Origin of the sequence: Nonomuraea sp. NPDC005692 (assembly GCF_040631115.1) — a bacterium.
GTDB lineage: Bacteria > Actinomycetota > Actinomycetes > Streptosporangiales > Streptosporangiaceae > Nonomuraea.
Genome location: NZ_JBEXYU010000066.1, coordinates 1 through 15660, shown reverse-complemented (window position 1 = coordinate 15660; position 15660 = coordinate 1). Strand labels below are relative to the sequence as shown.

13 protein-coding genes and 3 pseudogenes are annotated in these 15660 nt (G+C 67.4%); 9 read left to right on the top strand and 7 right to left on the bottom strand.

Annotation, left to right across the window (positions count from 1 at the left end; translation table 11 throughout):
* Nucleotides 1–93: 93 nt before the first annotated feature.
* The 3 genes and pseudogenes from ABZ459_RS52245 to ABZ459_RS52235 all read left to right on the top strand — a co-directional run.
* Nucleotides 94–327 (top strand): annotated as a pseudogene (locus tag ABZ459_RS52245) (transposase); the annotation flags it as partial.
* A 485-nt stretch (nucleotides 328–812) separates the two neighbouring features.
* Nucleotides 813–1064, top strand: coding sequence for a hypothetical protein (locus ABZ459_RS52240; protein WP_357988925.1), 252 nt, complete (start codon nucleotides 813–815; stop codon nucleotides 1062–1064).
* 121 nt (nucleotides 1065–1185) lie between these two features.
* Nucleotides 1186–1464 (top strand): hypothetical protein, encoded by a 279-nt coding sequence (locus ABZ459_RS52235; protein ID WP_357988923.1) that lies wholly within the window; start codon nucleotides 1186–1188, stop codon nucleotides 1462–1464.
* A 45-nt stretch (nucleotides 1465–1509) separates the two neighbouring features.
* Here the strand turns inward: ABZ459_RS52235 and ABZ459_RS52230 are convergent.
* The 3 genes and pseudogenes from ABZ459_RS52230 to ABZ459_RS52220 all read right to left on the bottom strand — a co-directional run bounded on the left by ABZ459_RS52230 (nucleotide 1510) and on the right by ABZ459_RS52220 (nucleotide 4516).
* Nucleotides 1510–2601: pseudogene (locus tag ABZ459_RS52230) on the bottom strand (IS3 family transposase).
* Between the two features lie 755 nt (nucleotides 2602–3356).
* The gene (locus ABZ459_RS52225) at nucleotides 3357–4079 is read right to left on the bottom strand and encodes a hypothetical protein (RefSeq protein ID WP_357988921.1); all 723 of its coding nucleotides are present in this window, start codon (nucleotides 4077–4079) and stop codon (nucleotides 3357–3359) included.
* A gap of 101 nt (nucleotides 4080–4180) precedes the next feature.
* On the bottom strand, nucleotides 4181–4516 hold the full coding sequence (locus tag ABZ459_RS52220; RefSeq protein WP_357988919.1) for a NucA/NucB deoxyribonuclease domain-containing protein: 336 nt from the start codon (nucleotides 4514–4516) through the stop codon (nucleotides 4181–4183).
* A 173-nt stretch (nucleotides 4517–4689) separates the two neighbouring features.
* Here ABZ459_RS52220 and ABZ459_RS52215 point away from each other — a divergent pair, with 173 nt between their 5' ends.
* Genes ABZ459_RS52215 through ABZ459_RS52205 form a run of 3 tightly spaced genes read left to right on the top strand, consistent with a single transcriptional unit; the run spans nucleotide 4690 to nucleotide 8047 of the window.
* Complete coding sequence (locus ABZ459_RS52215; RefSeq protein ID WP_357988917.1) at nucleotides 4690–5070, top strand: hypothetical protein; 381 nt, start codon at nucleotides 4690–4692, stop codon at nucleotides 5068–5070.
* A gap of 18 nt (nucleotides 5071–5088) precedes the next feature.
* Nucleotides 5089–5583 (top strand): hypothetical protein, encoded by a 495-nt coding sequence (locus ABZ459_RS52210; protein WP_357988915.1) that lies wholly within the window; start codon nucleotides 5089–5091, stop codon nucleotides 5581–5583.
* 7 nt (nucleotides 5584–5590) lie between these two features.
* Complete coding sequence (locus ABZ459_RS52205; protein ID WP_357988913.1) at nucleotides 5591–8047, top strand: tetratricopeptide repeat protein; 2457 nt, start codon at nucleotides 5591–5593, stop codon at nucleotides 8045–8047.
* Nucleotides 8048–8274: 227 nt separating this feature from the next.
* Here ABZ459_RS52205 and ABZ459_RS52200 read toward each other — a convergent pair.
* The 3 genes and pseudogenes from ABZ459_RS52200 to ABZ459_RS52190 form a co-directional block, all read right to left on the bottom strand.
* A pseudogene (locus ABZ459_RS52200) lies at nucleotides 8275–8831 on the bottom strand (transposase family protein); the annotation flags it as partial.
* Nucleotides 8832–10187: 1356 nt separating this feature from the next.
* A complete protein-coding gene (locus ABZ459_RS52195) occupies nucleotides 10188–10835 on the bottom strand; it encodes a nitroreductase family protein (protein WP_357988911.1) in 648 nt (215 codons plus the stop codon).
* A gap of 14 nt (nucleotides 10836–10849) precedes the next feature.
* Entirely contained in the window at nucleotides 10850–12211 is a 1362-nt protein-coding gene (locus ABZ459_RS52190) for an MFS transporter (RefSeq protein WP_357988909.1), read from the bottom strand.
* 135 nt (nucleotides 12212–12346) lie between these two features.
* Between ABZ459_RS52190 and ABZ459_RS52185 the strand changes: the two genes are divergently transcribed.
* The 3 genes from ABZ459_RS52185 (at nucleotide 12347) to ABZ459_RS52175 (ending at nucleotide 14914) form a co-directional block, all read left to right on the top strand.
* Nucleotides 12347–12826 (top strand): MarR family winged helix-turn-helix transcriptional regulator, encoded by a 480-nt coding sequence (locus ABZ459_RS52185; protein WP_357988907.1) that lies wholly within the window; start codon nucleotides 12347–12349, stop codon nucleotides 12824–12826.
* A gap of 338 nt (nucleotides 12827–13164) precedes the next feature.
* Nucleotides 13165–13962: a tyrosine-type recombinase/integrase gene (locus ABZ459_RS52180; protein WP_357988927.1), complete on the top strand. Its 798-nt coding sequence runs from the start codon at nucleotides 13165–13167 to the stop codon at nucleotides 13960–13962.
* Nucleotides 13963–14119: 157 nt separating this feature from the next.
* Nucleotides 14120–14914 carry a neutral zinc metallopeptidase gene (locus tag ABZ459_RS52175; RefSeq protein ID WP_357988905.1) on the top strand — a complete coding sequence of 265 codons (795 nt, stop codon included), beginning with the start codon at nucleotides 14120–14122 and terminating at the stop codon, nucleotides 14912–14914.
* Between the two features lie 285 nt (nucleotides 14915–15199).
* Here ABZ459_RS52175 and ABZ459_RS52170 read toward each other — a convergent pair whose 3' ends face one another.
* A complete protein-coding gene (locus tag ABZ459_RS52170) occupies nucleotides 15200–15541 on the bottom strand; it encodes a TetR family transcriptional regulator C-terminal domain-containing protein (protein ID WP_357988903.1) in 342 nt (113 codons plus the stop codon).
* Nucleotides 15542–15660: the final 119 nt, after the last annotated feature.

Below are 15660 nucleotides of genomic sequence, written 5' to 3'. Positions count from 1 at the left end.
GGTGCCTGAAGCGTTACATCGCGCGCGAAGTCCATCGCATCATCATCAACTCCAGCGCGCCCAGGTTCGAGGCTTGACATCCATAGGGGCATCAATCCACAGGAGCGGCTCAACAAGGAGATCCGCCGCCGCACCGACGTGGTCGGCATCTTCCCCGACCGGGCCGCGATCGTCCGCCTGGTCGGTGCCGTTTTGGCCGAGCAGACCGACGAATGGACAGAAGCCCGCCGCTACATGGGCCTGGACGTGCTGGCCAAAGCCCGGATGCGGGTGATCCCGGGCGACACACCCGCCCAGAACCAGATCCCACAGACACTCACCGCTTAACCTGCAGAAACAGGATCACGCGAAGATCGATTCATACACCACGTCCGTGGACGTGACCCAGTAGGGGCCTGGCGTGTGAAGGGTGCGCTGAAACGCTGTTGCGTAAATGTGCGCTTCTCCGCGGCGGGGGCGGTGGGGTGGATCCGTTGGCAGGCGTGATCTAGGTGTGGCGTGCCTGCTGAGGCGCGATTGCAGCTTGGATGATGGTGCGGTCGTGGTGGCGGCGAAACGGCGGCCAGCTTGCGGTTCGCGGGAGTAGGGGGGCGGAAGGTGAGTAGTCTCGGATCTGGTGGAGGCAGCAGGCACTGCTGGCTGAGTGGGGCAGGAGCTCGCTCATCATGAACCGGTCATTGTCTGGAGAAGAGCTGGGCGACGGGTCCCACGCGGGCAGCCGTGCCGTAGCTCCAGGTGAGTCTGGGAAGAGGCGGAGTGATGGGCAGCAGGGTGTTGTGGCCAAGGCGGTGCCCGGCGTTTCCGTGGGTGGCATGACAGAGCCGGAAGAGGTCTTCAGACGGGTTCTGGCCCGCCACGAGCTCCCCTACCCACCTGTTGTGGGAGCGAAGGAGCCGGAGGAAGTCTTCGAGCAGATGGTCAACCCGCGCTCCCGGATGTACTCTCCGGCCAGGGGTGATGCTGGTCAGCGTGCTCTTGAGGATCCTGGTGACCCGGGCGCGGTGGCCGCTGATCGGGAGTGGCTGGTCGCGATGATGGCCAGACGTGTCGGGGGCGGGGCGTGACCGGCGTGTCGGTGGTGTAGAGGCCGCTCAAGGCGGTGGCGAAGCCGTTCAGGTGCGCCCTCTATTGATCGTCTAATGCTGTGCTGGATCGAATCGATTAGCTATCTTGGCGACGCGCAATATGACCGGTTTGCCCGGCTGCTGCGCACCTGATCGGCGGATTCGGCGGTGCTTTGGCAGAATCCGGACTGGTGAAGCCGGAACGGATGACCATCGCCATGCCCGCTCTCACGCGCTGGAGCGGGCCGACGACCGGATGCGCCCTCACGGGTTCTGGGCGTTCGGCCCCGGCTTCGAGCGGGAGATCACGCACATGCGCCTCGTCCAGCGTGAGATGAACGAATGGCTGGTGCAGAGCCGGCTGGACGGACGCATGGCCTCTCGCGGCCGCAGTGTCTGATCAGGCTGGTTGACGGGGCTTCCCCCTCGAACGTGGACGCCGATTTCAGGCGGCAGACTTCAGGCTATCTGTCGTCTTCTCGTAGTCGATCGGACTGAGCTGGCCAAGGCGGGAGTGCCGCCGGACCGTGTTGTAGCGGGTGATCCAGCGAAAGACGGCCAGGCGGGCGGTGCCGGCGTCGGGCCAGTGGTGCGCGCCCTGCAGCGTCTCGCGTTTCAGACTGGCGTTGAAGGACTCGGCCGCCGCGTTGTCGGCGCTGGTGCCGACCGCGCCGCGTGAGCGGCTAACGCCGAACCGGTGGCAGGCCCGCGCGAACTCCCGCGAACAGTACTGCGCCCCGTTGTCGCTGTGGAACACCGCGCCGTCCAGACGCCCGCCCCGGGTATGCGCCGCAGCCTGCAACGCATCGACGACCAGCTCGGTGCGCATGTGATCGGCGATCGACCAGCCCGCCAGCCGGCGCGAGCACAGGTCCACCATGGTGGCCAGGTAGAGGAACCGGCCACCGCCTACGGGCAGGTAGGTGATGTCGCCGACGTAGCGGGTGTTCGGCTGCTCGGCGGTGAATTCGCGCCGGAGCAGGTCAGGCACTGGCGCCGCGTCCGGCTCCGGGATCGTGGTCGGCATGGATTCGTCGCACTTGCTCGGCCAGGTCCTCGTCGGCCTGGCGGCGGGCCAGCCGCGCCGCGGCGCCCTTCAGCCATCGGTAGAAGCCCGAGCGTGACACCTGCAGCACCCGGCACAACCGCGCTTTCACCCCGTAGAGCGCCTTGTGGTCCTCAACAAACTGGAAGCGGTTCACCAGTTAGTCTCGTTCGCGAAAAGCTTGGCCGCCTTGCGCAGGATGTCGCGCTCTTGCTCCAGTTCCCGGATCCGCGCCTTAAGCTGCTTGTTCTCCTCTTCCAGCACGTCGTCCGAGGGTAGGTGCCCGGACGAGGTGTCCTTGCCGGCTCCGACCCGGCCAGCCGCTCGTTGCCCGCCTTCACCCCGAGCCTGCGCGGCGCGTACCCACACGGGCAGCGTCTCGCGGCTGACACCGAGATCTCGCGCGATCGACATGATCGTCCGGTCCGGCCTGGACAGCACCAGCTCCACCGCGTCGGCCTTGAACTCGGGCGGGTAGTTCTTCATCACCATCAGGGACATCTCTTCCCCTGGACCTCAAGATCCAGTCTCCAAAGGTGTCCACGCTCAAGGGGAAAGGCCCCCCGGCGAGGAGCAGGTCGGCACGCCAGCCGTACTCGGCCGTCGTCTCCTCATGGCCGGGGAGCGCGGCGATCATGTCGACGGCCTGCTCGACGGCCTGCTCGGCGGTCAGGTCGCTGGCGGCGTACGCGGCATGTACGAGGGCCACCTTGTTCCTGACGTCGGTGTGCTCGGCGTGGGGCTCCCCGACATCTGCCAGCGTGGGCGGGGGCGCTGGGGCGCTGGGGCGTCGGGATGGGGCGGTACGACGGTGGGGCGGCGCGGGGGAGACGCGTCGCCTGATGGCTGGTGGGCCATGGTGACTCCTGGGGGAGGTAGTGTGCCTCAGCGTAGGGAACGCAGGCACAAGACGTCACCCGTAAGCTACAGCTGGCCTTCGCCCGTCCTTCGTCGGGCAGCACCACGAAATGCTCGATGAGCGATCCCAGCAGCGCCGTCATCCTGACAGCGCCGCGCTCAACAAGGTATCCATGGTTGCGTCCTGTCTGATCACACTGGCCATAACCCGCACCCCTCTCAGTGGCCAGGTCGACGCCGTCGACCAGTTCGCTCGCGCTGCTTTCTTCCTCGATTCGATATTCACTAAGGGGAGTACTGGCGACCTGGCTCATGCTAAGTACACGCGTCTCAAGGACGGCGATGCGAAGAGAACGAATGCCTGGGGTGATAGGCCTCGGTTATGACCGTCAGTCTCCCTCCTGAATGGTGCGCCAGAAGCCAAGTGCCTCGTTTGCGGTGGAGGGGGGCGGTGGCCCGGCGATAGCAGAAGAAATTTCGGCGGAAGTGGCCGAGTCGGTTACCGATGGGTGAACGTTGCCGCTCTCCACCGGCATGACATCGCTCTCTGATGAAGAGGCAAGGACTCCGAGATGCGACAACTCGGTCCACGCGGGGTCAATGGAAGCTCCTACCAGCGCCTCTGCAGTTTCTAGAAGGGCGGTCGGCCAGTGTTTGTCCCATGCTGAACGCCCTGCCGCTGTGCTCAGGATCCATTGGTCTACTTCAGCGACGCTGGGATAGACCAGATCGGCCACGGATTCGTCCCTCATTTTTGGGTCAAATCGAACAAGGATCTCGCCTTGATCGGCATAGCTAATCACGTCTGGCGAGAAGTCGCTCCAGTTTACACTCAGGCATTGCCCTAGTCGGGAAAGTGAACGCAGGCGGTCGGCGGGGTCAAAGCGATAGCGATCGACCAGTAGAATCCCAGAGCCAATACGGCCAGCTAGGAGCGACACCGGGTAATCGATCGGATCATGAGCTGAAAGCCGCACCGATATGATGCCTTTCGGTGTGGCTCCATAGGCGATGAGGGCGTCTTTTGGAGATGCTTCCGTGGCGCACCAGATGAGGGTTTGCGTGTCCTCAAACTCCTGGTTGAACCAATCTAGGTATTCGCTGGTGATCACGAGTCCTGCCTTTGGCTCATGGGGGAGCGCGGTGGAGCCCTGTGCGTGTATCTTCGCGCACAGGGCCCATGTTATACCAAATGCCGTAGAGCCATCTGCTGCTAGTCATCCTCGCAGTGAGCGAAGTCGAATTCGCTCGGGTCCGCTTGAGCGACGTCGGGTGGCGGCTTGCTCCCCTTCTTTACTACGTCGACCCAAAAAGGGTCACCTTCGAGAATTCGGTTCTTCTGATACCAGTCAACTAGCTTTGCGCCGCCACTGCAGTTATCGGGGCCCTCTACCCATGCGACGGAGAAGTTGATCCCGGCTTTGTCAAGGCCCTCATGCGTAGAAGCAAAGGGATATTCATCACACGACGGCGATGTGAGAGGAGGGTTCGTTGGCCGAGGAACCTTATTGCATGCACGGTTCTTGGCGAGGTCGTTCTTGTAGGGCACGGTGCCTACCGTCTTCCGGTCGCCGGTCGCACGCGTAAGACATCCGGGATGGCCTTCACATCCGTGATTATAGGGCACGAGCCGTCCTGGGATCTTTTTGGTCTTTCCCGGGAAATTAGGGTCCGTGGTTTGTGAGTCGTAGAGATACAGTTCGAGAACGCGTCCACCGTGGCATGACAATCCAGAAACGCGCCTCCATCGACCCCAGGGCACACCACGGTCTCCAACAAGCCCGGCGCGGTTCACTGGTGGGCACGAACTTGGCGGCGGCTTTGGACGCGATCCGTGGCCGGGTGCTGGCCGTGGCCACCGGCCTGGCCGCGCTGGTCGCGGTGTTCTACACTGCGCGCAGCGCCGGCACCGCCCGGCGCAGCTTCCAGCTCGGTGAGCGTGGCCATGTGACCGACAGCTACGGCAAGGCCGTCGAGCAGCTCGGCAGCGCCGACCAGTCTCCGGATATGAAATGGGTGCGCACCGTTCTTGAATGCACCGTACCGGGGCGGGTAACCGGCTTCGTTGCAGTTTGCACACCTTCAGTGGCGGCAAGCGTCTGACAGGTTCACCATGGCGGCATGGCGACACGGATAAGCCCCTGGCTGTGGATCTCCCTGCTGGCTGGCGGGGTGCTGGCTGGCGCGCTAGGTGTGATCTTCATCGTGCTTGATCTGGAGCAGGCCGACCAGTTGGCCAGCGTGGTCGGTGTGTTCGTCGCCCTGGCCGGACTGAGCATCTCGGTCTACGGCGTTGTCCTGTCCCGCCGCGGTGACGTCCCGAGCACCGGATCTTCCCCAGCGGCCGCTCCGCCCTTGGGCGCAGGCACCATCACGGCGAGCGGGCAGCGATCCGTCGCGGTCCGGGACAACTCCGGGGTGATCCAAACCGGCAACGCCGGCTACACCATCTATGCCGGAGCAGGCGACACCAAGAACACGATCAAGGGCGGCACCTTCCACGCGCCTGTCACGATGGCCCGGGACATCACCGACCCGCCTGTGCCCCAGTCGTCGCCACCTCCTGCCTCGCCCGCAGACATTCCAGATGCTCCACGGCAGCCCCCAAGTGAGTGAGCCGACCATGGATGACGATCAGGCCGACGGTGGCAGCGAGGGCACGCGCAACGAGATCACCGGCGGGACGTTCTATGCGCCGGTGACCTTGGCGCGCGACGTCACCATGCAGGTCACAGGTCCGGCCCCGCAGGCTCTGGCCGGTCTGCCAGCCGGGCCGGCCGGCTTTGTCGGTCGCACCGACTCTTTGGGGGAGGTGCTGGGCTTCTTAGGCCCGGCAGGCGAAGGTCTACCGGGAGTGGTGGTGTCGGCGATGGCAGGCATGGCCGGAGTCGGCAAGACCGCTGGCCCCGACCTTCTCCAACCCGGGCCGGCGACGCCGAACCGACGGGCGTTGCCCGACGCCGCCACGACCGCCGTGCCGGATGGGCTGGGCAGGCTGCCGCGCCCGCCGGCGGCGGTGTTCCTGGGCCGCGGCCAGGTTCTGACCCGGTTGCACCGGACGCTGACCAGGACGCAGAAGACGGGATCGGTGGTGATCACGCAAGCGGCTGTCTACGGGCTAGGCGGTATCGGGAAGAGCGAGCTGGCGTTGCAGTACGCCGCCCGCCACCGCGACAAGTACACGCTGGTGTGGTGGTCCGAGGCCGACAACCCCACCCAGATTCAGGCGTCGCTGGCCGAGCTGGCGCGAACCGTGTGCGTGGGGGCTGATTCGGTGGCGGCGGCGCAGGCGAGTGTGGAGGAGGCCGCGGCCTGGGCGCTGGTGTGGCTGGCCGCCCACCCGGGCTGGCTGCTGATCTTCGACAACGTCGAGGATGCCGAGGATCTGCACCCGTATTTGGGGCGGCTGAGCGGCGGGCGGGTACTGATCACTAGCCGGCGCGATACCGGCTGGCAGGACGTGGGCTGCACCCCCATCAGCCTGGAGGTGCTGGAGCCCGAGGCGGCCCAGCAGCTGCTGGCCAAGCTGATCGGCATCCGGCCCACCACCGAAGACGGCGAAGAACCGGCGGCGCGTGAACTGGCGCGCCTGGCCGAGGAGCTGGGGTTCTTGCCGCTGGCATTGCGGCAGGCGGGCGCGTTCATCGCCCGCACCCCCGGAGTAACCGTCACCGACTACCGCCGGCTGCTGCACCAGGCTCCCGATGGGGAGGAGGTGCTGGCCCGGGTGTGGGCGCTCACCCGTCAGCGGATCGCCGAACGCGACGCGCTGGCGCCGCGGCTGCTGGCGCTGCTGGCCTGCTATGCCCCTGACCAGTTGCCCGTTGGTGTGCTGCACCACCTGCCCGAGGTCGAGCCTGTGCGGGTCGGTAAGGCGCTGGCGTTGCTGGCCTCCTACAGCATGATCACCATCAGCAACGATCGGGACGCGGTCAGCGTGCATCGCCTGGTCCAGGCCGTCACCCTGGCCGACCTGCCCGACCAGCAGCGCCGAACCGTTAGGGAGGAGGCGGCCGGTTTGCTGGCGGCCGCGCTGCCCGAGGACCCGACCGTGATCGGCACCTGGGCTCGCTACGAACGGCTGCTCCCCCACGCACGCACGGCTCTGGCGCCCGAATCCGACGCGATGAACCAGATGATCGACTACCTGAAGGCCAGCGGCGCCTACGCCACCGCCATGACCGTGCAACACCACCGCTACCGAGCCCTGCTTGATCGCGATGGCCCGCACCACCTCCGCACCCTGATCGCCCAGGCTGAACTGGCCTATTACACCGCCATGGTGGGCGATGTGGTGGGGGCGCGTGATCAGTTCGCGGCGCTGGTGCCGATCCGTGAGCGGGTCTCGGGTGCTGAGCATCCGGACACGCTGGCCGTCCGGGCCAACCTGGCGCGCTGGTCGGGGGAGGCGGGGGATGCGGCCGGGGCGCGCGATCAACTCGCCGAGCTGGTACCGATCCGTGAGCGGGTCTCGGGTGCTGAGCATCCGGACACGCTGGCTGTCCGGGCCCACCTGATCTGGTGGTCGGGGGAGGCGGGGGATGTGGTGGGAGCGCGTGATCAGTCCGCGGCGCTGCTGCCGATCCGCGAGCGGGTCTCGGGTGCCGAGCACCCGGACACGCTGACCGACCGGGCCAACCTGGCCTACTGGTCGGGGCGGGCCGGGGATGTGGTGGGGGCGCGTGATCAGTCCGCGGCGCTGCTATCGATCCGCGAGCGGGTTTTGGGTGCCGAGCATCCGGAAACGCTGGCCGACCGGGCCCACCTGGCGCGCTGGTCGGGGGAGGCGGGGGATGCGGCCGGGGCGCGTGATCAACTCGCGGCGCTGCTGCCGATCCGTGAGCGGGTCTCGGGTACTGAGCATCCGGACACGCTGGCCGTCCGGGCCCACCTGGCGCGCTGGTCGGGGGAGGCGGGGGATGCGGCCGGGGCGCGCGATCAACTCGCGGCGCTGCTGCCGATCCGCGAGCGGGTCTCGGGTGCCGAGCATCCGGACACGCTGACCGCCCGAGCCCACCTCGCCTACTGGACGCGGCGCTGCGAGGACGGAAATGCGGGTTCCTCCAATGAGAATCAGTAGGTTCGCATTCGGACTTCGAGGCGATTTTCGGGCCGATATATCCCAGTTAAGCGGGAAGATCATTCAGCCCCGTCGGCGCCCAAGCCCCACCCGCCCACCTTGCAACATCCGAGCGGCGGATACGACACAGTCGAATACGTCACGTTGCCAGTCTCTGATGATCATTCGAGCTTAATCGTTTGAAGGTAGGTGCGTGCTCGGTACCTATCTTGCTGCTTGAGCGCTTTTCATCCTGAGTAGCGGCCTACTTCGGTGAGTTGCAGGATGAGGATGGCCTGCACGATCGTGGTGGCGCGGTGCGGGCAGCAGCGCAGGCGGGACAGGACCCTCCAGGTCTTCAAGGTGGCAACGGCGCGTTTCCCACAGGCGCGGATGCGAGCGTGCGCGCGGTTGACCGAACGCTGATGGCGCGACAGCGGCGGTCGCAGCCGATGACCTTTGAACGGCGTGCGGATGCTGCCATCCACGCCTTAATATCCCCTGTCGGCGAAGGTCTTCACCGCTGCGGCGGTCGGCGCGTCGATCAGGCCGGTAGCGCGTGCTGCGGTCAGGTCGTGCGTGGCGCAGGTGAGGCCCAGACGAGTCGGCCGACCGGATCGGCCAGGACCTGCACGTTCACGCCGTGGCGCCGGTGTTTGCCGGAGTAGTACGGCCGTTCGTCGGCCAGCCGGTCGATCGGAATGAGGGTGCCGTCCAGGATGGCGTAGGCCAGCCGGCCGGCGCGTAAGACGGCGGCGTGGACATTGTCGGCGAGCAAGGCGAGCAGGTCGACCGCCTCGCGGACGTTCGCCGTTGCGCAGGTGGGCGAGCACGAGCAGGGGTTGAGGGGCGTCATCTCCCACAGCGCCTGTGCTAGCCGGTAGCGCAGATCCTTGGTCAGTCGCCGCCCCCGCGCGATCCGGCCCCGTACATCAAGATTCTGCCCGTGCCCCATCCACTGGCACGCGGTCAGAAGCTCCTCCTCGGAGGACGGACCGATGATGACGGCGCTGGGAAGGTCCGCAGCGATCATCCGGCAGCCACTGGTCGTGCTACCGCCCACGAGACGGCCTGGGGGTTCAGCGCTGAGGCAGCGCCGCCAATATTCTGTCTCCGGTTGCGGCCGGCGTCCCGTCAACTCGGCAACATGCTCTCCTGCCAGCGCTGCGGTGCCTGGGCGTCCGCTTCTTAGTCCGGTGCCCCAGGACAACGTCCGGGCCTTGACCATCGCCTCCCACTGGCGGGCCCCCAGGGCTGCGTCCTCGCGAGGGTCGTGATCCCCACGCGTTACGGTCCCGCCTCTCGCCAGCCCAATCCGGCACCTGCGGCTTACGCCGGCGGATGCCAAGCGTTTTCCATGCCACCGCGGAAAGGCTGCAGCAAGTGGAGAATGGGCCGCCCCGGAGGCGGTGGGCCAACTCCAGGGTGTCGACGGACCGCCGGATGACCGCATCCGGCACGGCAGTGACCATGGCGACTGCGGTCAGGCCGCAGCGCAGCAGACCGTGCCCGACGATCAGCCGTCGCCGATGCTCATGCAACGCCGCGATCAGGCGGCTGGCCGCATGACGCCCTTCGATCAACTCATCGCCAGTGATCCGGCAGCGGCGCCCATCCCATTCGGCGTAGACAAGGCCGGCTCGTGCCATGGCCCAGCCGCTGGGCGGCGCCGGGCTGACGCCCCTGCCGAAGGGGCGGCTGGCCCGGTCGAAGTCCAGGTCGCAGAAGACCAGCGAGATGATGTCTGCCCGCTGACGGCGAACACGCGATCCCTTGCCCATCGTCCGAGACCCTCCGCTCACTTGGTGTGACAGCTTGGAAGCATGGTGTCAGCGAGGTCCGACAGAAACGGGAGAGCCCTGACAGGTGGGCCATGGCTGGTGGGGTGCAGAACTACAGGGCCTCGACATCGGCCCACCTCGACATCGAGGAGCAAGCAGCCTGAACACGATCTTGCCTGCGCGCCACCTTGTAGGTCCCCGGTTCAGACGCCCGTCGAGGACTTCCCCAAGGCCACCGATAACTCGCGGGAGGCGTCGGCGTTCTCCGAGGCCCAATGAGGTCGGGTCGCCCGGGGAAATCGCACCCCCGGGCGACCCTGCCCGTGGTCGGCGCCGCTTGCCAGGCCGTCCCTGAGATCGGGGCGGCCTGGCAAGCGTGCTCACCACCGTTCCCAGTGCAGGACCTCCTCGCGCGGGATGCGGGGGGCGGGCTTGAAGTCGGTGCCGAGGGTGAAGGCCAGCGGGATGAACGCTGCCAGCATGACCTCCTCGTACGGAACGCCGAGCACCTTGGCCAATTCGCGTTCGAGCGGTCCCTGCGCGGTGGTCCACACCGTGCCCAGGCCGCGCGCCCGGGCGGCCAGCATGAAACTCCACACTGCGGGCAGGATCGATCCCCACGCCCCGGCCTGCACGGCCACCGAGGCGCGGTCGGTGCGTCCCTCCACGCCCGGGATGACGAACGCGGGCACCCGGTGAATGTTGTCGGCCAGGTGGCGCAGGCCGTCGAAGACCCGCTCGGTGGAGCCGGAATGGTAGTTCATCCGCCACACATCTCGCTCGGTCAGCGGCTGGCCGCCGGCCACGGCCAGGGCACGCAGGAAGATGTCGGCCACGGCCCGCCGCTGCTTGGCCTCGGTCACGACCATGAAGTGCCAGCGCTGCCGGTTGCGCCCGGTGGGCGCTTGCACGGCCAGGTCCACGCACTCCTCGATCAGCTCGCGCGGCACGGGGCGGGTGAAGTCGAGGCGCTTGCGCACGGCGCGGGTCGTGCTCAGCAGTTGGTCCGGGGTGAGATCCAGCGTCATGATGCGTGTCTCCTTCAGGCGGTCGGGGTGGAAACGGGTGCGGGGCGGCGGGGGCGCAGGCCGAAGACGGCGACGAGGGCGCCGAGCAGGGAGAAACCGCCCGCCATCAGGAAGGCGATCCGGTATCCGGCCAGCGCGGAGCCGCCGAGCGTCATCATCGCCGCCAGCACCGCCACGCCGATGCCGGCGCCGATCTGGACGGCCGAGGTGACCAGTCCCGAGGCCAGTCCCTGCCGCTCGTCCGGCAGGCCGGCGACGGCGGCGATGTTGAGACTGGGGAAGGACAACCCGTTACCGATGCCGTGCACGACCAGCGCGGGCAGCAGCACCGTGACGTAGTCGCCGGTGGCCCCGGCCCGCAGGAACAGCAGGATGCCCGCGCCCTGGACCAGCATCCCGGCGGCGGCCACCCGCCCCAGGCCCCACCGGCTGATCAACCTGCCGGCCAGGTTGGCGGCGATGACGATGGCCAGACCCATCGGGACGATCCCGAGCCCGGTGGCCAGCGCGGTGTAGCCGAGCACCTGCTGCAGATACAGCACGGTGACGAACTGCCAGCCGATCGTCGCACACGCCCAGGCCAGCGCCGCGAGATTGGCGGCGCCCACGGTGCCGGATCTGAACACCTCCAGCGGGACGAGCGGCGCGGACCGCCGGCGCTCGATGACCACGAAGGCGCCCAGCAGCAGCACGGCCACGACACCGGCCGGCCAGCTCTTCTCCGTCAGCGCGAACACCAGCAGCAGCACGCCGCCGGTGACCGCGGCCGCACCGGCGACGTCGAACCCCTCACGCGCCCCGGGCGGCCGAACGCCGCGTGGCAGCACCAGCGGCGCTGCGGCCAGCACTAGCAAGGCGATCGGGACCGGCAGGAAGAACACCAGCCGCCAGCTGATCTCGGTCAGCAGGCCGGAGGCGATTAGCCCGGCGGTATAGCCGGTCGCCCCGGCCAACGAATAGACCCCCAGCGCCCGGTTACGCTGCGGCCCCTCGGCGAAGGTGGTGGTGATGAGCGACAGCGCTGCCGGAGCGGTGAGCGCGGCCGCCACCCCCTTGATCACCCGGGTCGCCACCAGCGGCCATCCCTCCGACAGCAGCCCGCCGACCAGACTCGCCGCCGCGAACACCGCCAGCGACAGCACGAACACCCGGCGGCGGCCGAACAGGTCGGCGATACGGCCGCCGAGCAGCAGGAAACCGCCGTAGGCGACCGCGTAACCGGACATCAGCCACTGCAGAGTGCTCTCCGGCAGCGACAGATCACCCCCGATGGCGGGCAGGGCCACGCCCATCAACGACAGATCCATCGAGTCCAGGAACACCGCGGCACACAACAACACCAGGGCCACCTGCTGCCGGCCGTTGGCTCGAAACACGATCACTCTCCATCTGCATGCAAACAATTGGCGGACAAACGGTTTCGACCGTATGCCTGAAAATCATCTGCCGTCAAACAGTCTGTTTGGAGATGGATGTGCGGTAGGCTGACGGGTGAACGCAGAGGGAGAGCGATGGCGACAACGACCAGAACGACGGACCGTGGGACGGCCTACTTTCCCCGGCTCGCCGCCGAGCGGCTCGACATCGCGCTGTGCCGGGCCTCGGCCACCGTGGCCCGCGCCGCCGACGCGCATGCCACCGAGGAAGGGCTCGGAGTCGGGCAACACCTCGTGCTCCAGATGCTCGACGCCATCGGCCCCTGCTCCCAGCAGACACTCAGCGAGGAACTCCGGATCGACCGCAGCGTCATGGTCGGCATCTGCGACGACCTGGAACAGGCGGGCCACGTCCGCAGGGAACGCAACCCCCGCGACCGGCGCTCCTACGCCGTCACCATCACCGACTCAGGCCGCCGGCGGCTCGCCCAGGCCCAAGCCTCGATCCCGGCCTTCCTCGAGGACACCTTCCACGCCCTCACCCCCGACGAGCGCGACCAGTTGAGCGCGATCCTCACCAAACTTCTGCAGGCCGGCGCCAGCGGCCCTCGCTAACCCCGTGCCCATGGCCCTCGCAGGGCGTGGGGCCCACAGTCCAATCCATTGCTACCGCCGACTTTCAACCAGCAAGCGTTCCTGTCCGTGCTGGACAATCCCGTGGTTCCGAGATTGATTGCATCTCGGAAGTACACTCCCAGGTGTGACTTCCGAGATTGCGCCATCCGGGTTGCCTCAGGAGCCCGGATCCAATTCCGAGATTACGAAGCGCCGCCCGGGCGCCCGCCCCACCCGGCTCCCGCCCGCCTACAACGCCATCCTCGACGCATACGCCGCGGCGCTGGAGCGCACACCGCTGTGCCGAGACCCGGCGTACCTACCGCTCCCGGGTGCGCATGTACCTGTCCTGGCTGGCCGATCACGCCGCCACCTATTCCGCCGATCCGCTCGCCGATCGGCAGGCGCGGGACTGGGCGGTGCGCGACTATCGCATGTGGCTGCTGCGCGACGGCCCGGCCAGGCGTAGCCGCGTCTATGTCAACTCCGCCCTCACCGCGCTGGATGACTTCCACGTCCGCCGGGGTCTGGGCAAGGCCGACGTCGCCCGCGAAGACCTGCCCAAGAACGCGCCGCGCGCCCTGGAGGAGCGCGCCCGCATCCGCTGGCTGCGCGCCGTCGAGGCCCATCTGTCCCCCCGCGGCCGGTGCATCGCGCTGATCCCGTACTACGCCGGCGCCCGCATCAGCGAGGTCGTCCGCCTCGACGTCGACGACATCCAGATGTCGGCCCGCAAGGGCAAGCTGCGCCTGTACGGCAAGGGCGACAAGTTCCGCGAGGTCGACATCCACCCCAAACTCCGCACCGAACTGCAGCTATGGCTCGACGAACGCCCCAACTGGCCCCACGCCGGCGACAACCCGGCCCTGTTCCTCAACGCCAAGGGCGGACGGCTGACCACCCGGGCCGCGGGCGGCATCATCGCCGAGATCGCCCAGACAGCCGGGCTGGACGATCCCACCACGGCACACGTCCTGCGCCACACACTCGCCACCACGCTGGTCCGCGGCAAGACCGACCTGGTCCTGGTCGCCGAGATCCTTGGCCACGCCCGCCTGGAGACCACCCGCCGATACAGCTTGCCCTCCGACAAGGACAAGGAAGACGCCCTCAAACTGATCACGGTTGACCGCTGACCGCCTACCTGCCTGCGGAAACGGGCGTCAAGATCGACTCATGGCCGGTTTTACCCGTATCTCGGCTGGACCCGCGTCCCTGTTTCGCCAGTGTCTGCGGCGGGCCCGCCTGAGGACGCCGGCACAAGGCCCGGCACCCCTTCCTAAGATGGCGCTCATGCGTTTCGTCACCCTTGTCGCCACCACCACGCTCGCCAGCCTGCTGTTATCTGGCACCCCGTTATCCGGCACCGCGCACGCGACATCCGCCTTCCCCATCCGGGACCGAGTTCTGACCGCGAACAAGCTGTACCGTACGGGCGAACTCCAAGCGGGCCAGTGCCCGGAGCGCGAGGTCGGGCCGAAGACCGTCGCCTCCGCCAAGCGGTACCTGACCGCGGTGCTGAACTGTCTCAACCGGTCGTGGGGCACTCACTTCAAGAGGGCGGGCCTGCCCTTCGCCAAGGCCAAGATCGGATTCATCACCAAGCCACGCAAGTACTGCGGGGAGTCCTGGGGCTCCGCCGCAGCCACTTACTGCAAGGCGGAACGGCGTTTTGTCGTTCTTCTGGACGACGACATGCTCGACGATTCCACCGACCTGTTCCTGTTCCAGACGGCCGCCCACGAGTACGGGCACCACGTGCAGAACCTCACCGGGATCAGCCGCAGCTACTACCGATATCCGTACCGGAACAAGAGTGAGCTGAACGAGCAGATCCGCCGCAAGGAGTTGCAGGCGGAGTGCCTTGGCGGAGTGTTCACCGGCAGCGTCTGGGACTCCTTGACAGAACGCAGCGAGGAAGACTGGAAGATCTTGCTCCAGATAACGCGCGACAGCGGGGACGAGCAGTACAAGAACCGCGACCACGGCAAGGGCCGCAACATCGCCATCTGGCTCGACAAGGGCTTCCGCGCCAGATCCCCGCAGGCGTGCAACACCTGGACGGTCTCCTCGTCCAAGGTTTCCTGATCGCAGAGAGCCCCTGTCTGCCGGATCGCCTCGCTGGCACCGACGTTGATTTCCTGGGTAGGCTTCGTTCAGGCCGGGCCGCGCCACCTGGGCGTTCGCGGCGGTCCTCGCGCCCGCCGGATTCTCGGCCCTGCTCGGTACGGCGCCGCCGCTGCTGTGGCTGACGCTGGCAGCCCTCGTGGGGCCGGCCGCACTCGCGCTGCTCCGCCTGGCACGCAGCCTGCCGCCCGCCGCCGTGGCCCCGCCCGAAGCCTGAACCGCCCCCGCGCCGCGGACCTCCAGGGATCAGGCGGACGGCATGAACAGCCGGTCCAGGTAGTAGTCGATGATCTCGGTGGCGGACGCGTGGCTGCGCTGTCCGCTCAGGACGCTCTGGATCAGGCCGTTGGCCAAGGCCAGCAGCCCGGCGACCTCGGTACGGGGTTCACGATCCGGAGCGATGTCCGCGGCCTGCTGCGCGGCGGTCAGCCGTACGGTGAGGAAGTTCTCCAGCGCGTTGGGCAGGGTGACGCCGACCGCGGCGAGTGCTGGGTCGGTGAGGGCGGCGGTGTAGTAGGCGGTCCAGGCCATGGAGTCCAGGCGGCTCTGCTCGTCGCGCGGGCGACCTGGAGGCAAGGAAGCGGCCACGCAGCTTCCGGGTTCGGCGTGAAATTGAACCGCGCCGGGTTTGTTGGAGACCGGGTTACGTGGCTGGGGCGAGAGTAGCTGACTTGATTTCTGCGCGGTAGAGGGTTTCGTATTCGGCG

Bases quoted from the DNA above. Each gene is read 5' to 3' on its own strand.
- ABZ459_RS52195 (WP_357988911.1), bottom strand. From the start codon at position 10,835: ATGACGCTGGATCTCACCCCGGACCAACTGCTGAGCACGACCCGCGCC.
- ABZ459_RS52205 (WP_357988913.1), top strand. From the start codon at position 5,591: ATGGATGACGATCAGGCCGACGGTGGCAGCGAGGGCACGCGCAACGAG.
- ABZ459_RS52185 (WP_357988907.1), top strand. From the start codon at position 12,347: ATGGCGACAACGACCAGAACGACGGACCGTGGGACGGCCTACTTTCCC.
- ABZ459_RS52175 (WP_357988905.1), top strand. From the start codon at position 14,120: ATGCGTTTCGTCACCCTTGTCGCCACCACCACGCTCGCCAGCCTGCTG.
- ABZ459_RS52235 (WP_357988923.1), top strand. From the start codon at position 1,186: ATGACCGGTTTGCCCGGCTGCTGCGCACCTGATCGGCGGATTCGGCGG.
- ABZ459_RS52210 (WP_357988915.1), top strand. From the start codon at position 5,089: ATGGCGACACGGATAAGCCCCTGGCTGTGGATCTCCCTGCTGGCTGGC.
- ABZ459_RS52215 (WP_357988917.1), top strand. From the start codon at position 4,690: ATGACAATCCAGAAACGCGCCTCCATCGACCCCAGGGCACACCACGGT.
- ABZ459_RS52180 (WP_357988927.1), top strand. From the start codon at position 13,165: ATGTACCTGTCCTGGCTGGCCGATCACGCCGCCACCTATTCCGCCGAT.
- ABZ459_RS52240 (WP_357988925.1), top strand. From the start codon at position 813: ATGACAGAGCCGGAAGAGGTCTTCAGACGGGTTCTGGCCCGCCACGAG.